Origin of the sequence: Luteimonas flava (genome assembly GCF_036584485.1) — a bacterium.
Taxonomy (GTDB): Bacteria; Pseudomonadota; Gammaproteobacteria; order Xanthomonadales; family Xanthomonadaceae; genus Luteimonas; species Luteimonas flava.
Map to the genome: position 1 here is coordinate 592128 of NZ_JAZHBM010000001.1, position 16352 is coordinate 608479.

A 16352-nucleotide genomic window follows, 5' to 3' on the forward strand; every position below is an offset into this window, starting at 1 on the left:
AGCGCGCTCGCGACGCGGTATGGAAGGCCGTTGCGCCTGCGCGGTCGCGGGCTTGCGGGTACACTGGGCGGCTCGCCATCCCGTGTCCGGACCCATGCTGCAAGCGCTTCGAGATAAGACCAGTGGTTGGATCGCCATCGCCATCGTGGCGGTGCTCGCGGTCCCCTTCGCGTTCTTCGGCATGGAGCAGTATCTGTTCCAGAACAATGCCGACTATGCCGCCAAGGTCGAGGCGCCGCCGAAGTGGTGGCAGTCCGCGCCGGACTGGTGGCTGGTGCGCAAGTTCGCGTGGACCTCGGCCGAGGTCAGCGCCGAAGAGTTCCGCCAGACCTTCGACAGCATGCGCGAGCAGCGTCGTCAGCAGGAAGGCGAGGCGTTCGATGCGCGTGCGTTCGAGACGATGGAGAGCAAGCGCGAGGTGCTCGAGCAGCTGATCGACCGTGCGGTGCTCGGCCTCGCCGCCGATCGCGCCAACATCGTCGTCGGTGATGCGCAGGTGCAGCAGATCATCCAGTCGATCCCGGCGTTCCAGGTCGAAGGTCGCTTCGATCCGCAGCGGTACCAGATGGCGCTGCAGTCCACGCAGCCGCCGCGCACGCCGCGCGAGTTCCAGGAAGCCATCCGCGTCGACCTGCAGCGCGCCCTGGTGCCGCAGTCGATCGCCGAGACCGCGTTCGTCACGGCGGGCGAGTCCACGCGTCTGATGCGTCTGCTCGGCGAGCGTCGCGACGTCAGCTTCGTCGTCGTGCCGCCGCCGGCCGTCGATGCGGCCGAAGTGTCGCAGGCCGACCAGCAGGCCTGGTACGAATCGCATGCCGCGCGCTACCGCGAGCCGGAGAAGGTCGCGCTGGAATACATCGAGTTGAAGGCCGCAGCCGACGCCGGTGCAGAGAACGCGACGGTCGACGAGGCCGAGGCGCGCGCCCATTTCGAGCAGGTGAAGTCGCGCTTCGCGACAGCCGAGCGTCGTCTGGCCTCGCACATTCTGGTCGAAGTGCCCGCCGGCGCCGACGAGGCCACGCAGCAGGCCGCGCAGAAGAAGGCCGCCGACATCGCCGCCAAGGCGCAGGCACCGGGCGCCGATTTCGCTGCGCTCGCACGCGAGAACTCCGACGATCCGGGTTCCAAGGACGGCGGCGGCGATCTGGGCTGGGTCGAGAAGGGCATGATGGCCGGCGCGTTCGAGGACGCGTTGTTCGCGATGCAGCCCAATGCGGTCAGTGCGCCCGTGCGCACCGATTTCGGCTGGCACGTGCTGCAACTGCGCGAAGTGGATGCCGGCAAGCCGGTCGCGTTCGAAGACGTGCGCGAGCAGATGGAAAAGGAAGTCAGCGAAGGCGACAGCTCGCGCGTCTACAACGAGCAGGTCGGTCGCGTCGTCGACGAGATCAACAAGAACCCGATGTCGCTGGAACCCGCCGCGGCGGCCGGTGGCGTGCAGATCCAGACCATTGCGCCGTTCGCGCGGGGTGCCGGCAGCGGCATCGCGGCCAACAACGCGGTGGTGCAGGCTGCGTTCTCCGAAGCGCTGACCCAGGACGGCACGGTCAGCGATCCGATCGAGATCGGCCCGAACCAGACGGTCTTCATCCGCGTCACCAGCCACACGCCCGAGCGCGCGCAGCCGTTGGAGCAGGTGCGCGAGCGCGTGATCGCCGAGGTGCGCGCCGACCGTGCGCGCACGCAGGCCGAGCAGGCTGCCGATGCGATGGTCGCCGAGATCAAGGGCGGCAAGACCCTGCAGGCGCTGGCCGGCGAACGTCAGCTGCAGGCGCAGGACGTGCCGGGTATTCCGCGTGGCGCGCCGGTGCCGGACGCGAATGCGAGCCAGGCCTATTTCCGCGCGGCGCCGCCGAGCGGCGATACGCCGACGCCGGGCAAGGTGATGCTGGCCGACGGCAGCGCGGTGGTGTTCGTCGTGACCAGGGTCGAACCGGGCAAGCCCGAGGATGCGAGCGAGCAGGAGCAGACGATGCTGCGTCAGCAGCTCGGCAGCCTGCTGGGCAGCGAGGACGCGGAGATCATGCAGCGCAGCCTGCGCCGCGAGATGAAGATCACGGTCAACGAAGCGCGCCTGTAAGGACGCTTCGCACTGACCACGAAAACAGCCCGGCTCGCGCCGGGCTTTTTTTATGCAGGTGCGATGCGCGGTACGCGCTTGCGCTGCGCCCGATCAGCGCTCGTCGATCAGCAGTTCCATGCCCGGCCGCAACACGCTGCGTGCATCGAGCGCGTTGCGGGTCAGCAGTTCCTGCGTGCGCAGGCCGTAGCGCTTGGCGATCGACCACGGCGAGTCGCCGCGCACGACGGTGTGCATGCGTCGCGCGGCCGTGGTGGCGTCGTGCGTCGCAGGCGGGATGTCGACTTCTGGCGGCGCTTCGGCCATGAACACCGGCGGCGCGGCGGCGGCCTGCGGCACCAGCAGCGTGACCGGCTGGCCGATCCGCGCGAGGCGGCCATCGACATGCGCGGGATTCAGGCGCTTGAGGCGCGCGGCGTCGGTCTCGTGGCGGCTTGCCAGCGTATCGAGATCGCGAATGCCGTCCGGCACCGCGATCGCGGTCAGCGCCGGCACTTCGCGGTCCATCGAGGCCATCCAGGTCTCGCGCTCGCCGGCTTCCTTGATCAGGCACGACAGCGCGTGCAGCTTGCGCACATAGGCCTGGGTGGTCTGCGGCATCGGCAGCGTGTCGGGTGTCGCGTCACGCGCCTCCTGGCCGGCGCGTTTGAGCGCACCGAACACGCGGTACTCGCCGGCGTTGTAGGCCATCACCGCCAGACGCCAGTCGCCGGCGAACATGCCATGCAGGGTCTTCAGGTAGCGTACCGCGGCGCGGGTGGAATCGGCGGGCGACAGGCGGCCGTCGTAGCCGGGCCGGATCGGAATCTCGTGGTTGCGCGCGGTCACCGCGATGAACTGCCACAGGCCCGCGGGACCGGATGCACTGCGGGCGCCGGGCCGGTAGCCGCTCTCGACGAACGGAATCAGGGCGAATTCGGTCGGCAGATGCTGGGCGCGCACCTCTTCGACCACGTAGGCGAACAGCGGCAGCACGTCGTTGCCGCGCGAGGCCAGCTGGCGTGGCACATGACCGAAGTGCGAGCGCCAGCGCTCGGTCGCATCCGCGGTGCACTCGGGCTCGGACAGACCGTCGAGAAAACGACGGTAGACCTCCTGGCCATTGCGGGTGACCGCCGGGGTCGTGGTAGCGGATGCGGTGAGCGTGGCCGGGACCAGGGCCGCGGTGGCGGTGTGGGACGGTGCGTCGGTCGCGAAGCTGGTGGCTGCAGGCGCCGCGAATACGAGCAGCGCTGCGGCCAGCCGGGTCATGCGCCCCGGCCTCATGCGCGGAAGCCGTCTTTCCAGCGCCGCAGTGCGGCGAAGACATCGACCCGGTCGGTCAGCGCGGTGCCGGCCGCATGCGAGGCGGCGGCGCGGACGGCGTCGGCGTCGACGCGGAGGAAGGGATTGCAGGCGAGCTCGCTGGCGAGCGCGACGGGCAGGGTGGGGCGCGGAACGCTGCGCATGTCGAGAATCTCCTGTTCACGGCGCCGCAGCGCTGCGTTGTCCGGGTCGACCACGCGCGCGAACGCGGCGTTGGACCGGCTGTATTCGTGACCACAGCAGACCAGTGTATCGGCAGGCAGCGCGGCCAGCCGATCGAGCGAGGTCAGCATCTGGACCGCGGTACCTTCGAACATGCGCCCACAGCCGAGGCTGAACAGGGTGTCCCCGCTGAACAGATGGCCGTGTCCATGGAAGGCGATGTGGCTGCGGGTATGGCCCGGCACCGCGAGCACATCGAAGCGCCACTGTGCGATCTCGACCGTATCGCCGTCGCCCACGCGGACCGTCGCCTGCGGAATCCGCGGATCGTCGGGCGCGTACACCGGGAGGTCCGGCCAGCGCGCCAGCAGTGCGTCGACGCCGCCGATGTGGTCGGCGTGGTGATGGGTCAGTAGCAGCGCGATGGGCGTCAGGCCCTCTTCGGCAGCGGCGAGTACCGGCCCGGCTTCGCCCGGATCGACCACGACGGCGCGGCCGGACGCGTCCGACAGCGTCCAGATGTAGTTGTCCTCGAAGGCGGGCAAGGGCTGCAGTCGCATCGGGTCGGCTCGGCGGCGGCTGGAAGCCATTACAATGCCGACCATGCCCGCGATCTCCCCGGCCGGTCAACCCGGCAGCGCCCGCAACTGGTTCGAGACGCCGGCCGGCCGCGCGATCCTCGACAGCGAGCACGCGCTCGTCGCCGATGCGCTGGGCTCGCATCCGGGTCTCCCGTGGCTGTGGTGCACCCCGGCCGTACCCGAACGCCACGTCGACGGCCGCGGCCTGTGCCTGGTGCGCCAAGGCGACGGTCTGGAGGGGCCGGTGCGCTGCGGCGTGCCCCTGCCGCTGCCGAGCGAAGCCTTCGGCGCGGTGGTCCTGCAGCATGTGGTCGGTGGCCGGGGCGACACGCTCGCGCTGCTCGCCGAGGCCGCGCGCGTGCTCGCGCCCGGCGGCCATCTGTGGCTGCTGGTCCTCAATCCGCTCACCCCGTACCGCTGGCGGTGGCGCGGCACGGGCATCGCCAGTGCCGAACCGCTGACCTGGCGTCGCCGCATGCGGGATGCCGGCTTGGCACCGGATGCGGTGTCGAACGGCGTGGGGCCGAGCTGGCGCACCGAGGCCGTGACCGAATCCCAGAACGGCCCGGGCCTGCGCGCGGCCTACGCGCTGCGCGGTCAGAAGCGGCATCTGCCGCTGACGCCGATGCGCACCCGCCGCGCGATGCCGATGCCGTTGGCCGCTCCGGCGGCCTGATTCTCATTTTTTCCGGAACACCGATGAAGTCGATCGAGATCTATACCGATGGCGCCTGCCTCGGCAATCCCGGCCCCGGCGGCTGGGGCGCCTTGCTGCGCTACAAGACCACCGAGCGCGAGCTGTCGGGCGGCGAGCCGCAGACCACCAACAACCGCATGGAACTCATGGGCGCGATCGCCGCGCTCGAAGCGCTCAGCGAGCCCTGCGAGATCGTGCTGCACACCGATTCCCAGTACGTGCGCCAGGGCATCACCGAGTGGATGCGCAACTGGATCAAGCGCGGCTGGAAGACCGCCGGCGGCGGCGCGGTCAAGAACCAGGATCTGTGGCAGCGGCTGCAGGTCGCCTGCGAGCGCCACCAGATCGACTGGCGCTGGGTGAAGGGCCATTCCGGCCATCCCGAGAACGAGCGCGTCGATGCGCTCGCCAGTGCCGCCGCGCGCGAACAGCGCACCGCCGCAGCCTGACGGAGGGACACCCATGCGCCAGATCGTGCTCGATACCGAAACCACCGGCCTGGAATGGAAGAAGGGCAACCGCGTCGTCGAAATCGGCTGCGTGGAACTGCTCGAGCGCCGCCCGACCGGCCGCACCTATCACCAGTACATCAAGCCCGACCGCGATTTCGAACAGGGCGCGGCCGAGGTCACCGGCCTGAGTCTGGAGTTCCTCGCCGACAAGCCGCCGTTCGCCGACATTGCTGACGCGTTTCTGGAGTTCATCGAAGGCGCCGAACTGATCATCCACAACGCGGCCTTCGACGTCGGCTTCCTCGACAACGAACTGTCGCTGCTGGGCCCGCACTACGGAACGCTGCGCCAGCGGGTGACGGTGGAGGATTCGCTGCTGCTCGCGCGTCAGCGCTATCCCGGGCAGCGCAACTCGCTCGACGCGCTGTGCCGCCGGCTCGGCGTCGACAACGCGCATCGCCAGCTGCACGGCGCGCTGCTCGATGCCCAGTTGCTGGCCGAGGTCTATCTCGCACTGACCGCGGGCCAGCACGAGATCGGCTTCGGCGCTGCGGTCGAGCCGGAGCGCAACACGAGCCACATCGTGCTCTCGCAGCCTGCCGGCGCGCGGCCGGTGCTGAGGGTGCACGCCGACGAGCTCGCCGCACATGCAGCGCGGATCGAATCGATCCGGAAGAAAGCGGGCGTGTGTCTGTGGGCGCCCGTGGACGCGCCGGTGGAACTGGAGACGGCCTGAAATCCGCGCCGGCGATCAGTGCCGGCGGATCAGGATCACGGTGACGTTGTCCGAGCCGCCGCCATCGAGCGCCGCGGCCACCAGGCCATCGACGCATTCCTGCGCGCTGCATTCCAGATGCGCCAGCACCCGCGAGATCGCGCGGTCGTCGACTTCCTCGGTCAGCCCGTCACTGCACAGCAGCAGCTGGGTGCCGGGGCTCAGCTCGCCCGACAGGGTCTCGACGTTGAGCGTCTGCGGATCGGTGACCCCCAGCGCCTGGGTCACCACATTGCGATGCGGATGGCTGCGCGCCTGGTCGATACTGATCGCGCCCTGGGCGATGAGCTCCTGGACGTAACTGTGGTCCTGCGACAGCTGCGCGAGCTTGTTGTCGCGCCACAGGTAGACGCGGCTGTCGCCGACCCACGCGACTTCGAACCGGTTGCCGGTCACGCGCGCGGCGACCACCGTGGTGCCCATCGGCAGGCTGTCGTTGCGCCGGCGCGAGGCGCGGATGATTTCCTCGTCGGCGATGCGGATCGCCTGTGGCAGGCCGGTGCCCTGACGGATCTCGCGCACGATGGTCTCGCGGGCAAGTGCGCTGGCGACTTCACCGTATTCGTGACCGCCCATGCCGTCGGCGATCAGCCACAGCCCGAGTTCGCTGTCGCCGTAATAGGTGTCCTCGTTGAGGTCACGCCGCAGACCCACGTGCGTCAGGTGGCCGAACTCGATCATGCGTAGCCCCTGGCAAAGCGCGATGGGGGTGTCTGTAGCCGACAACGCGACGGTTCCCCGGGCGCGGCCAACGCGGATCGGCGGATGGCGCGGGACACGATACTGAGCGTCCGGAACGGGGAGGGAAGGCGCATTCGGTATTGTGACGGTGAACCCGTTCGGGAGCATAGGGCAAGCGTCGTGCACGTTGTGCATTGTGTGGATGATCGATGCGCGTTGGAGTTAGCGAGGTCATCCCTGTCGAGGCCGGAGGCGCTTTTTCAGCAGTCGGACGACTGGTCGGCCACTTTGATCCTGGCTATTGAATTGATGATGCGCGAAGTTGCGCGGATGTTCGGGCGCTCCGATGAAGCGGCGCTTCGCGCCTGTCAGGTGGTGCGCACTCGTCTACCGGGGATTGACTCGGCCCATCCATGGGCCTCGCCCCTTCGGGACAGCCTGCGGCTGTCCGGATCGGCAATCCTGCCGATCCGTCGAACCCGCGGGGGTTCTCCATCCGCTCCTCTGCGCCAGAAACGCAAAACGCCCCTTGCGGGGCGTTTGCGAATCTGGCGGAGAGGGGGGGATTCGAACCCCCGAGGCGCTATAAACGCCTGCCTGATTTCGAGTCAGGTACATTCAACCGCTCTGCCACCTCTCCAGATGGTCCCCGATCGCCTCGCGGCGTCCGGGGGCGCAATCATACGGGCGCTCCGCGTGGGCGACAAGCGCGGCGTTACACTGGCGGGCCCGTTCACCTCCACGGCGCTGTCCATGTCCGAAATCACCGTCCCCGTTTCGTTCGGCGAACTCCTCGACAAGCTCTCGATCCTGCAGATCAAGTCAGAGCGGATGGACGATCCCGCCAAGCTCGCCAACGTGCGGACCGAGCTGAGCGCGCTGGAGCAGACGTGGATGGCGCACCCGGCCGCGGGCCACGACATCGTGCGGCTGCGCGCGGAGCTCAAGGCGGTCAACGAGCGTCTGTGGGACATCGAGGACGCGGTGCGGGTCAAGGAGCGCGCCGGCGAATTCGGCGAGGACTTCGTGCAGCTGGCGCGCAGCGTGTACCTGGATAACGACGAGCGCGCGCGGATCAAGAAGGCGATCAATCTGGCGCTGGGCTCGGCCTACGTCGAAGAGAAGTCGTACGCCGATTACCGGAGCGGCCAGGCCGCGCCCTGAGACTCAGTCGATAGCGGCAGCGTCCGCGCGCCGCGCCTTGTGTTCGATGTACTCGTCCATGCGGCTGAGCAGCCGCCACCATTCGCTGCCGTCGTCGCGATAGGTGCGTACGGCGCCGGCGCGGACGAGGATGCGCCGCAGTTCGTCGTCCTCGAAGCCGCCCAGATGCTTGCGCAGTACGTCGAAGGAGCGGTCGGTGTAGCCGCGATGGCCGAGGAAATGGCGCGCGGTGTCCTCGGCGGCGAACTCGGTCTTGTGCTCGGTGCGCAGACGTTCGAGCTGCTGCGCGTGCAACTGCCGGTTGAGCAGGAAACTGACCGCGCCGCCGACGATCGCGCCGACGAGGGTGGCGAGCAGGCCGGCGACGATGGGGTCCATCAGCGTTGCTCCAGATCGGCGCGGCGGCGTTCGAAGGCGGTAATCGCGTCGTCCACGGTGACCAGCGCCATCACGTCGTCGAACTCGATCTTGGTGCCCCATTTGAGGTCCGCGGCGGGTTTGCCGAGGAATCTGCGGGCGGCATCGTCGTAGCGGTCCACGCAGAAGCGGCGGTCGGAATACGGGCCGCTGCGCTCGGGATTGCTGGCCGCGTGCAGGCCCAGCACCTTGGTGCCCATCGCATTGGCGATGTGCATCGGACCGGAGTCCGGCGTGACCAGCAGCTGCGCACGCGACAGCAGGGCGGGCAACTGCTTGAGCGTGTCCTTGCCGACCAGATCGAGCGCGTCGTGGCGCATCGCCGCGAGGATCGCGTCGGTAGTCTGCCGCTCCAGATCGCTGCGACCTCCGCACAGCACGATGCGCCAGCCGGCATCGGCGGCGTGATCGGCGAGCGCGGCGTAGCGATCCGGATACCAGTTCCGACGTACGTGGCTGGAACACGGCGAGATCATCAGCACCGGGCGGCCATCGTCCGGCCACTGCGCATTTGCCCAGTCGAACGCTTCGGCCGGCACCGGCATGTCGTCCCATGCGACGCGGTCCTGCCGCAGTCCGAGCGGTTCGCAGAAGCTGCCCAGTGCGTCGAGCACGTGGATACCGGGGCGATCGGCGATGCGCGTGTTGATGAAAAGCCCGTGCAGATCCTTCGAGCGCGCCGCATCGAAGCCCACGCGCACGCGTGCGGGAATGAACGCCGACAGCAGGTTTGCGCGCGCGGCGACCTGCATCTGTAGCAGGGCATCGAAGCGTCCCGCCGGGCCCAGGCGCGCCTTCAGTTCGCGGCGCATCGCGCGCATACCGGCGATGCCGGTCTTCTTGTCGTAGACCACGAAATCCACGCCCGGCAGCCCGTCGAGCAGACGGTGTTCGCCCTTGCCGATCACCCACGTCAGGGCGATATCCGGCCAGGCCGCGCGCAGCGTGCGGATCAGCGGCAGCACATGGGTGACATCGCCCAGTGCGGACAGGCGCAGCAGGCAGATCGAACGCGGCCGCGCGCGCGGGCTGGAAGCCTCCGTCGGGGTGTCGGAACCGGGCAGGGCGGGCGTCAAGGCTTGATAGACTCGCGTCGATGAGCAGATTCGATCCCGCCGAGAGCCTGACGCCGATACCGGCGGGCGATCGCGCGAGCGGACAGGCGGGCACGTACGGGGCCATTCTGTTCGACGGCACACAGCTGCGGCAAGCCGATCCGCGCTGGTTCGATCCCGAGGCCTGGGGCGATCGCGCGCAGCGCGTCGACGGCAGCGGCCGCGGTGGCGCCTGGTTCATCGACGCCTCGCATGGGCCCTGCGTGCTGCGGCAGTACCTGCGCGGCGGCATGGTCGGGCGCTTCAACCGCGACCAGCATCTGTGGCGCGGCACGCAGCACGTGCGCAGCTTCGTCGAGTTCCGCCTGCTGCGTGAACTGCTGCGACGCGATCTGCCGGTGCCGCAGCCGATCGCCGCGAGCTATCTTCGGCGTGGGCTCTCCTATCGGGCCTGGATCCTGATGGAGCGGATCCCCGACGTACGCTCGCTGGCCGATCACATGGCCGGAGCGCCCGCGGATGCGCCGCTCGAACAGACCGGACGCCTGATCGCGCGCTTCCACCGCGCCGGGCTCGACCATGCCGATCTCAACGCCCACAACATCCTGTTCGACGGCGTCGGCAAGGGCTGGTTGATCGATCTCGACCGCGGCGCGCTGCGCATTCCCGAGACCCGCTGGCGCGAACAGAATCTTGCGCGCCTCAAGCGCTCATTGCTGAAGCTGCGTGGCGCGCGACCGGAGGCGGACGTCGAGCAGGATTTCGCACGGCTGCGCCGCTCCTACGACGCGCTGTGGAGCCGGGGCACCTGATGGCGGGCGGTGACGACTGGGCGCTGCGGTTCCAGGGCGTCGGCAACGCGTCGGCGGTGGCGCTCGGTTCGCCGATGGCCACGATCGAATGCGACGGCGCGCCCTGGCTGACGATCGACTGCGGCGCCGAAGGTCTGACCGCGTATCTCGATCACTACGGCGAAGCGCCGCGCGCGCTGTTCGTCACCCATGTACATCTGGATCACGTGGCCGGCTTCGAGCGCCTGTTCGTCGACCGCTACTTCGACCCCGCACGCCGCGGTCGCCTGCCGATCTACGTGCCGGCGCCGGTGGTGCCGCTGCTGCACAAGCGGGTGGGCGATTACCCGAACGTGCTGGCCGAAGGCGGCGCGAACTTCTGGGATGCGTTCCATCTCATCCCGGTCGGTGATGCGTTCTGGCATGACGGCGTGCGCCTGGAAGTGTTCCCGGTGCGCCATCACTGGCCGGAGACCGCCTACGGCCTGCGCATGCCGGGCAGCCTGGTGTGGAGCGGCGACACGCGGCCGATCCCCGAGATGCTGGCGCGCTTTGCCGATCGCGACGAACTGATCGCGCACGATTGCGGCCTGCACGGCAACCCGTCGCACAGTGGCATCGAGGATCTGCAGCGCGAGTATCCGCGCGAGTTGCTCGCGCGCTGCGTGCTGTACCACTACGCGTCCGAGGCCGATGGCGCCGCGCTGGAGGCGCGCGGGCAGCGGATCGCCCGCCCGGGCGCCCGTTTCGCGCTGCGTCCACCGGGCGTGGCCCAGGCTCCGGTCGCATGAGCGCCCTGCCACACCTGCCCCAGGCGCCGCTCGACCGGCTCGGACGTCCGCTGCACGACCTGCGCCTGTCGGTGATCGAAGCCTGCAATTTCCGCTGTGGCTACTGCATGCCGGCCGATCGCGTGCCCGACGATTACGGCTTCGACCAGGCCGGGCGGCTGTCCTTCGACGAGATCGAGACCCTGGTGCGCGGCTTCGCGCGGCTGGGCATGCACAAGCTGCGCCTCACCGGCGGCGAGCCGCTGCTGCGCAAGAATCTGCCGGCGCTGGTCGAACGCCTGGCCAAGGTGCCGGGCATCACCGACCTGGCGATGACCACGAACGCGTCACTGCTGGCGCGCCATGCGCAGGCCCTGCGCGATGCCGGCCTGCAACGGCTGACCATCAGTCTCGACGCGCTCGATCCGGATCTGTTCCGCATGCTGTCGGGTGGACGCGGCGAGATCGACGACGTGCTCGCCGGCATCGCTGCCGCCGAGCGCGCGGGGTTCACAGGGATCAAGTTCAACTGCGTCGTCCAGCGCGGCGTCAACGACCACGAAGTCGAACGCATGGCCGCGCATTTCCGCGGCAGCGGCCATGTGCTGCGTTTCATCGAGTACATGGACGTGGGCACCTGCAACGGCTGGGATCGCGTGCGCGTCGTGCCGTCGCGTGAGCTGCACGCACGCATCGACGCGCGCTGGCCGCTGCGCGCGCTGGATGCGAACTACCGCGGCGAAGTGGCCGAGCGGCATGCCTTCATCGACGGCGCCGGCGAGATCGGCTTCATCAGTTCGGTCACCGCGCCGTTCTGCGGCGACTGCCAGCGTGCCCGCGTCTCCGCCGACGGCAGCCTCTACACCTGCCTGTTCTCCGGCAGCGGCCAGCCGATGCGCAGCTGGCTCGGCGATGGCGAAGCGGCATTTTCCTCGCGGCTGGCCGATCTGTGGTCGCGCCGCGCTGACCGCTACAGCGAACTACGCGGCAGCGTGCGCGCGCCGCGCAAGCACGTCGAGATGTTTCTGGTCGGCGGCTGAGTCGTGGATGCAGGCGCCCTGCAGACGCATCTCGAAGCGCTGGAGCGCGCATTGCTCGATCCGGCGGTTCGCGCCGACCGCGCGCGTCTAGACGGGCTGATCGCCGAGGATTTCCTGGAGATCGGCGCGTCTGGCGCGGTCTTCGGCAAGGCCGACGTGCTGGCGCGGTTGCCCGGCGAAATCGGTGTCGCGTACGAGGCGCTGTCGATGCGCGTGCAACGCATCGGTGCCGATGTCGCGCGCGTGCTGTACACCGTGCGCCGCGAAGCCGATGGCGAGGCGCGCCACTCGCTGCGCAGCTCCTGGTGGCGCCTGGACGCCGACGGTTGCTGGCGCATGGTGTTCCATCAAGGGACGCCTGACACCGGGGCCGGTACCATCTGAGATTCCGCAGTCACGACGCAGGCGCATGGCCCGTACTAAACCGAAGGCGCCCGCAGCGCTGACCCATATCGACGCCGCCGGCCGACCGACGATGGTCGACGTGTCCGCGAAGGCGACCACTGCGCGTGTCGCCAGCGCCGAATGCCGCGTGCGCTTTCCCGCCGATGTCGCCACGCAGTTGCACGCCAACGGTTTGAAGAGCGCGAAGGGCGGCATCGTGGACACCGCGATCATCGCCGGCACGATGGCGGTCAAGCGCACGCACGAACTGATTCCGTTCTGTCATCCGTTGCCGATCGACGGCATCGCCATCGCGATCGATTGGCAGGGCGAGCGCGAGCTGCGCATCGAATGCACGGTGAAGACCACGCACCGCACCGGCGTGGAGATGGAGGCGCTGACCGGCGCGGCGATTGCGGCGCTGACCGTCTACGACATGTGCAAGGCGCTGTCGCACGCGATCGTGCTGGGCCCGGCAAAACTGGTCGGAAAGCGCGGCGGCAAGCGCGATGTGGGATCGATCGCGGGCGGTGTGCGATGAGCGACGTGCGCGTGCTGTATTTCGCCAGCCTGCGCGATGCCGCGGGGCAGGGTGAGGAAACCTGGACTACAGACGCGGCCGACCTGCGCACGCTGTACGCGGAACTGCGTGCGCGCCACGGCTTCGTGTTACCGGTCGAGCGTCTGCGCGTTGCCGTCGATGGCACGTTTGCGCGCTGGGACGATGCGCTGCAGGCCGGCAGCGAGATCGCGTTCATTCCACCGGTCAGCGGAGGCTGAGCATGGATAGTCGTGAATTCTGGCTGGCGGATGCGCCGGTTGATCTGGCACCGCTGCGCCGCCGCGTGCAGCACGATCGTGCAGGCGCGTTTGCGAGCTTCGAAGGCTGGGTGCGCGACCACAACGACGGGCGCCCCGTGCTCGGCCTGCGTTACGAATCCTATGTCGCGCTGGCCGAGGCCGAAGGCGCCAAGGTCGTCGCCGAGGCGCGCGAGCGCTTCGACCTGTGCGCTGCGCTGTGCGTGCATCGCATCGGCGACCTGGCGATCGGCGACATGGCGGTGTGGGTCGGCGTGACCGCAGCGCATCGCGGCGCGGCGTTCGATGCCTGCCGCTACATCATCGACGAGATCAAGGATCGGGTGCCGATCTGGAAGCACGAACGCTATGCCGACGGCGATGCCGGCTGGCTGCATCCCGAGTCGCCGCGCGGCGGTGACGCATGAGGCGGCTCGCCCTCGCTGCGGTGCTGGTCGCGGCCTTGTGCAGCGCGCATGCCGCGCCGCGACTGCTGGTCGGCAACAAGTCGGCCGATACCGTCTGGGCACTCGATCGCGCGACGGGCGCACGCCTCGCCGAGTACGCGACCGGCCCGGCGCCGCACGAGATCGCAGTCTCGCGCGATGGCCGCACCGCTGTCGTTACCACCTACGGTCACCAGGACGCGCATCACGCGCTGACGGTGATCGATCTCGTCGAAGGCGATACGCGCACCATCGACCTGGGCACCCACGGGCGCCCGCATGGCCTGCAACTGCTGGCCGATGGCGATGCACTGGTCACGACAGAAAGCAGCGGCGCGCTGTTGCGCGTCGACATCACGCGCGGAGCGGTGACGGGCGTCGCGGAGGTCGGCGACGGCATCGGTCACATGGTCGCAGTGTCGGAGGACGGCGCGTTCGCATACGTCAGCAAGATCCGAGCGGGCACCGTCGTGCGCGTGGATCTGGCGACGATGCGTGCAACCACCGAACGCCCGGCCGGCGCCGGCGCGGAAGGCATCGCGGTCGCGCCCGACGGACGCGTGTGGGTCACCAATCGCGCCGACGACACCGTGACCGTGCACGACCCCGAATCGCTCGACATCGTCGCGACCCTGCCGAGTGCGGGCTTCCCGATCCGCGTCGCGTTCACGCCGGATGGCCGGCACGCGCTGGTCACCAATGCGACCGCCGCGACGCTGTCGGTGTTCGACGTCGCATCGCGCCGCGCGGTGGCGTCGGTGGCGCTGGCGCCGGCGGATGCCGCGCTGCAGACGACGCTGCTCGGCAATGGGCCGCTGCCGATCGGCGCGATCGTCGATCCCGATGCGCCGCGGGCGTATGTCGCGATCAGCGGCGCGGATCGCATCGCGGTGATCGATACGCGCGAATGGAACGTCCTCGATTACTGGACGAGCGGGCGCGAGCCCGACGCGCTGGCGCTGGTGCCGGGCGAGGTCGCGCCTTGATCGGCCGCGCTGTGGCACTCGTCTGCATCGCCGGCCTCGCCGGTTGCGCCTCGGTGCCGCCGGTCGCACCGGTCGAACTGATCGAGCCGCCACTGCAAGGCGCGGTCGGCGCATCGCTGATGGAGCCGGCTGCGGATACGCGGCGCATGGACATGCAGCGCAACCGCCGTTTCATCCATCCCAATCTCGACATGCCTGCGGCAATGCCCGTCTATCCGGCGGACCAGCTGGCGCTGCGTCTCGCGCCGGTCGTGGTGTGCATCGATGCCGCCATCGACGCGACGGGCACGGTGGCCGCAGCTGCGCCGCGGACCGATGCGGACTGCGCGCTGCCGGAGGCGGTCGAGATCGCACCGTTCACCGATGCAGCGCTCGCCGCCGTGCGCCAGTGGACGTATGCGCCCGCATTGCTGTGCGTGGCGCCGGAACCATTCGATGGCACCGATGCCTGTCAGGCCGAGGGCGTCGTCGAAACCCCGACCGCGGTGCGCCTGTCCTATGCATTCCGGTTCAGCCAGCAGGCCGGCACGCCCGAGGTCGAGCGCATCGGTGCGCCGTGATGCCTTGAAGCGGATAGGCGAGTCGCTGCGGGCCTGCTAGACTCCGCGTCCCGTCGTCATGGCGGGGTCGGGCGCACGGCCCGATGCGTGTCTCCATGGTGGCCCCGTCGGCCCCTCGCGACGCTAGATCGAAAATCCCGCCAGGGCCGGAAGGCAGCAACGGTATCGGTCGATGCGGGCGCCGAGGTCAGTCGGCGGGGTCATCACCTTTTCCGGCATCTGCCAGCGTCTGTTTATCGCACTTTGCAGCGTGTGTGCTGCGGCGGATCGACATTATGCCAATCCGCTTTTTCGTTGCTCAGCGCGTCTCGCGTGCGCGCTCGAACGTGATGATGCTGCGCGTCTCGCCCTTGTCGGCCCAGTTCGGCATGACCCGCCACGGCGTCAGTACCTGCAGGCGCTCGCCGTCGAGCTTGAACTGCCGGCGCTGCTCGGTGCCGACCCACGCCGGGTTCCACGCCACATCCACCGCGGTGATCCAGGTGTCGCCTTCGATCCGGTAGCGGCCGGTGTAGGCGATCACGGTTTCCAGCAGACGCGCTTTCTCCTGTGCGCTTTCGCCCGGCTCGCGACCTTCGCCGGTCAGCACGAACCACACGCGGCCTTCGGGCGCGAACATCACGTAACCGGTGGGGTGATCGCCCATCGGCGGAAAGGTCTCGCCGCCTTCCTTGACCTCGACTTCGTACGACACGAGTCGCCAGCTGCCTTCGACGGGCGCGGGTGTCGCGGCGGCGGCCGCGGGCGTCTTCTGGGACATCGGGGGTGCGGTCTGGGCCATGGCGAATGTGGACAGCGGCAGTGCGATGGACATCAGCAGCGGGGCGGCGAGACGGCGGGTCAGCATGGCGGATCTCCGGATGGGATGCGATGCGGGCGGGCGCCGGATGCGGACTGGAAGCGCCGGCCCTTCGGTCGTGCAGCGATACGCTGTGATGCGTGAACGTGTTGTTGGAGGGGGCGATCGGGGTTTCGTGCCTGGGCAGCGAGTCCATTGAGTTGCAGCACTGGTGAGCACTCGGTTCGTCATACCAGCGGCCTCCAACAGGCGAATGTCTGGTCACGCTGGGAGCCACTTTGATCTTCGCCACTGTCCGAGATGGGGCGAACGAACTGTGCAGCGAGCGGATTGCTCGGCCCATCCATGGGCCTCGCCCCTCCGGCGCGATGCGCCTGCGGGGCCAGCCATTCGGCTGTCCGGATTCGCT

20 protein-coding genes, 1 tRNA gene and 1 other RNA gene are annotated in these 16352 nt (G+C 69.1%); 15 read left to right on the plus strand and 7 right to left on the minus strand.

The features are described from left to right. The first annotated feature begins 94 nt into the window (after positions 1 to 94). Positions 95 to 2080 (plus strand): peptidyl-prolyl cis-trans isomerase, encoded by a 1986-nt coding sequence (locus tag V3391_RS02760; RefSeq protein ID WP_332076880.1) that lies wholly within the window; start codon positions 95 to 97, stop codon positions 2078 to 2080. Positions 2081 to 2173: 93 nt separating this feature from the next. Here V3391_RS02760 and V3391_RS02765 read toward each other — a convergent pair whose 3' ends face one another. Both V3391_RS02765 and gloB read right to left on the minus strand, forming a co-directional pair. Next, complete coding sequence (locus V3391_RS02765; RefSeq protein ID WP_332076881.1) at positions 2174 to 3331, minus strand: lytic transglycosylase domain-containing protein; 1158 nt, start codon at positions 3329 to 3331, stop codon at positions 2174 to 2176. Between the two features lie 11 nt (positions 3332 to 3342). Further along, the gene (gene gloB, locus V3391_RS02770; protein ID WP_332076882.1) at positions 3343 to 4107 is read right to left on the minus strand and encodes a hydroxyacylglutathione hydrolase; all 765 of its coding nucleotides are present in this window, start codon (positions 4105 to 4107) and stop codon (positions 3343 to 3345) included. A 43-nt stretch (positions 4108 to 4150) separates the two neighbouring features. On the opposite strand from gloB, the gene V3391_RS02775 reads away from it, so the two are divergent. From V3391_RS02775 to dnaQ, 3 genes are read left to right on the plus strand one after another with little or no spacing between them, the layout of a single operon-like run. Continuing rightward, positions 4151 to 4804 (plus strand): class I SAM-dependent methyltransferase, encoded by a 654-nt coding sequence (locus tag V3391_RS02775; RefSeq protein ID WP_332076883.1) that lies wholly within the window; start codon positions 4151 to 4153, stop codon positions 4802 to 4804. Positions 4805 to 4827: 23 nt separating this feature from the next. After that, a complete protein-coding gene (gene rnhA, locus V3391_RS02780; RefSeq protein WP_332076884.1) occupies positions 4828 to 5274 on the plus strand; it encodes a ribonuclease HI in 447 nt (148 codons plus the stop codon). Between the two features lie 13 nt (positions 5275 to 5287). After that, positions 5288 to 6013 (plus strand): DNA polymerase III subunit epsilon, encoded by a 726-nt coding sequence (dnaQ, locus tag V3391_RS02785; RefSeq protein WP_332076885.1) that lies wholly within the window; start codon positions 5288 to 5290, stop codon positions 6011 to 6013. Between the two features lie 15 nt (positions 6014 to 6028). Here the strand turns inward: dnaQ and V3391_RS02790 are convergent, their stop codons facing one another. Next, positions 6029 to 6733 carry a PP2C family protein-serine/threonine phosphatase gene (locus V3391_RS02790; RefSeq protein WP_332076886.1) on the minus strand — a complete coding sequence of 235 codons (705 nt, stop codon included), beginning with the start codon at positions 6731 to 6733 and terminating at the stop codon, positions 6029 to 6031. Positions 6734 to 7282: 549 nt separating this feature from the next. Continuing rightward, a tRNA-Ser gene (locus V3391_RS02795) sits at positions 7283 to 7373 on the minus strand. Positions 7374 to 7486: 113 nt separating this feature from the next. Here V3391_RS02795 and V3391_RS02800 point away from each other — a divergent pair. Beyond that, entirely contained in the window at positions 7487 to 7897 is a 411-nt protein-coding gene (locus V3391_RS02800) for a DUF6165 family protein (protein WP_332077695.1), read from the plus strand. A gap of 3 nt (positions 7898 to 7900) precedes the next feature. Here V3391_RS02800 and V3391_RS02805 read toward each other — a convergent pair whose 3' ends face one another. Continuing rightward, positions 7901 to 8275, minus strand: a complete 375-nt coding sequence (locus V3391_RS02805) for a hypothetical protein (protein ID WP_332076887.1) — start codon at positions 8273 to 8275, stop codon at positions 7901 to 7903. Next, complete coding sequence (locus V3391_RS02810; protein WP_332077696.1) at positions 8275 to 9378, minus strand: glycosyltransferase family 9 protein; 1104 nt, start codon at positions 9376 to 9378, stop codon at positions 8275 to 8277. The genes V3391_RS02805 and V3391_RS02810 overlap by 1 nt, the downstream gene beginning before the upstream one ends. A gap of 32 nt (positions 9379 to 9410) precedes the next feature. Here V3391_RS02810 and V3391_RS02815 point away from each other — a divergent pair, with 32 nt between their 5' ends. The 10 genes from V3391_RS02815 (at position 9411) to ffs (ending at position 15345) form a co-directional block, all read left to right on the plus strand. Beyond that, on the plus strand, positions 9411 to 10181 hold the full coding sequence (locus V3391_RS02815) for a 3-deoxy-D-manno-octulosonic acid kinase (protein ID WP_332076888.1): 771 nt from the start codon (positions 9411 to 9413) through the stop codon (positions 10179 to 10181). Beyond that, positions 10181 to 10951, plus strand: a complete 771-nt coding sequence (locus V3391_RS02820; protein ID WP_332076889.1) for an MBL fold metallo-hydrolase — start codon at positions 10181 to 10183, stop codon at positions 10949 to 10951. The genes V3391_RS02815 and V3391_RS02820 overlap by 1 nt, the downstream gene beginning before the upstream one ends. Then, a complete protein-coding gene (moaA, locus tag V3391_RS02825) occupies positions 10948 to 11970 on the plus strand; it encodes a GTP 3',8-cyclase MoaA (protein ID WP_332076890.1) in 1023 nt (340 codons plus the stop codon). Before V3391_RS02820 ends, moaA begins: the two co-directional genes overlap by 4 nt. Positions 11971 to 11973: 3 nt before the next feature. After that, complete coding sequence (locus tag V3391_RS02830; RefSeq protein ID WP_332076891.1) at positions 11974 to 12354, plus strand: nuclear transport factor 2 family protein; 381 nt, start codon at positions 11974 to 11976, stop codon at positions 12352 to 12354. Positions 12355 to 12379: 25 nt separating this feature from the next. Next, positions 12380 to 12895: a cyclic pyranopterin monophosphate synthase MoaC gene (gene moaC, locus V3391_RS02835; RefSeq protein WP_332076892.1), complete on the plus strand. Its 516-nt coding sequence runs from the start codon at positions 12380 to 12382 to the stop codon at positions 12893 to 12895. Further along, positions 12892 to 13134 (plus strand): MoaD/ThiS family protein, encoded by a 243-nt coding sequence (locus tag V3391_RS02840; protein WP_232135930.1) that lies wholly within the window; start codon positions 12892 to 12894, stop codon positions 13132 to 13134. Before moaC ends, V3391_RS02840 begins: the two co-directional genes overlap by 4 nt. Positions 13135 to 13136: 2 nt before the next feature. Then, a complete protein-coding gene (locus V3391_RS02845) occupies positions 13137 to 13580 on the plus strand; it encodes a molybdenum cofactor biosynthesis protein MoaE (RefSeq protein ID WP_332076893.1) in 444 nt (147 codons plus the stop codon). Further along, positions 13577 to 14584 (plus strand): YncE family protein, encoded by a 1008-nt coding sequence (locus V3391_RS02850; protein ID WP_332076894.1) that lies wholly within the window; start codon positions 13577 to 13579, stop codon positions 14582 to 14584. Before V3391_RS02845 ends, V3391_RS02850 begins: the two co-directional genes overlap by 4 nt. An 11-nt stretch (positions 14585 to 14595) precedes the next feature. Continuing rightward, entirely contained in the window at positions 14596 to 15144 is a 549-nt protein-coding gene (locus tag V3391_RS02855) for an energy transducer TonB (RefSeq protein WP_332076895.1), read from the plus strand. Between the two features lie 104 nt (positions 15145 to 15248). Further along, an RNA gene (gene ffs, locus V3391_RS02860) (signal recognition particle sRNA small type) lies at positions 15249 to 15345 on the plus strand. A 97-nt stretch (positions 15346 to 15442) separates the two neighbouring features. Here ffs and V3391_RS02865 read toward each other — a convergent pair. Next, a complete protein-coding gene (locus tag V3391_RS02865) occupies positions 15443 to 15991 on the minus strand; it encodes a lipocalin-like domain-containing protein (RefSeq protein WP_332076896.1) in 549 nt (182 codons plus the stop codon). Between the last annotated feature and the right edge of the window lie 361 nt (positions 15992 to 16352).

Bases quoted from the DNA above. Each gene is read 5' to 3' on its own strand.
- V3391_RS02845 (WP_332076893.1), top strand. From the start codon at position 13,137: ATGGATAGTCGTGAATTCTGGCTGGCGGATGCGCCGGTTGATCTGGCA.
- V3391_RS02850 (WP_332076894.1), top strand. From the start codon at position 13,577: ATGAGGCGGCTCGCCCTCGCTGCGGTGCTGGTCGCGGCCTTGTGCAGC.
- rnhA (WP_332076884.1), top strand. From the start codon at position 4,828: ATGAAGTCGATCGAGATCTATACCGATGGCGCCTGCCTCGGCAATCCC.
- dnaQ (WP_332076885.1), top strand. From the start codon at position 5,288: ATGCGCCAGATCGTGCTCGATACCGAAACCACCGGCCTGGAATGGAAG.
- V3391_RS02820 (WP_332076889.1), top strand. From the start codon at position 10,181: ATGGCGGGCGGTGACGACTGGGCGCTGCGGTTCCAGGGCGTCGGCAAC.
- V3391_RS02760 (WP_332076880.1), top strand. From the start codon at position 95: ATGCTGCAAGCGCTTCGAGATAAGACCAGTGGTTGGATCGCCATCGCC.
- moaA (WP_332076890.1), top strand. From the start codon at position 10,948: ATGAGCGCCCTGCCACACCTGCCCCAGGCGCCGCTCGACCGGCTCGGA.
- V3391_RS02840 (WP_232135930.1), top strand. From the start codon at position 12,892: ATGAGCGACGTGCGCGTGCTGTATTTCGCCAGCCTGCGCGATGCCGCG.
- V3391_RS02865 (WP_332076896.1), bottom strand. From the start codon at position 15,991: ATGCTGACCCGCCGTCTCGCCGCCCCGCTGCTGATGTCCATCGCACTG.
- V3391_RS02815 (WP_332076888.1), top strand. From the start codon at position 9,411: ATGAGCAGATTCGATCCCGCCGAGAGCCTGACGCCGATACCGGCGGGC.
- V3391_RS02765 (WP_332076881.1), bottom strand. From the start codon at position 3,331: ATGACCCGGCTGGCCGCAGCGCTGCTCGTATTCGCGGCGCCTGCAGCC.
- V3391_RS02805 (WP_332076887.1), bottom strand. From the start codon at position 8,275: ATGGACCCCATCGTCGCCGGCCTGCTCGCCACCCTCGTCGGCGCGATC.
- V3391_RS02790 (WP_332076886.1), bottom strand. From the start codon at position 6,733: ATGATCGAGTTCGGCCACCTGACGCACGTGGGTCTGCGGCGTGACCTC.
- moaC (WP_332076892.1), top strand. From the start codon at position 12,380: ATGGCCCGTACTAAACCGAAGGCGCCCGCAGCGCTGACCCATATCGAC.
- gloB (WP_332076882.1), bottom strand. From the start codon at position 4,107: ATGCGACTGCAGCCCTTGCCCGCCTTCGAGGACAACTACATCTGGACG.
- V3391_RS02800 (WP_332077695.1), top strand. From the start codon at position 7,487: ATGTCCGAAATCACCGTCCCCGTTTCGTTCGGCGAACTCCTCGACAAG.
- V3391_RS02775 (WP_332076883.1), top strand. From the start codon at position 4,151: ATGCCCGCGATCTCCCCGGCCGGTCAACCCGGCAGCGCCCGCAACTGG.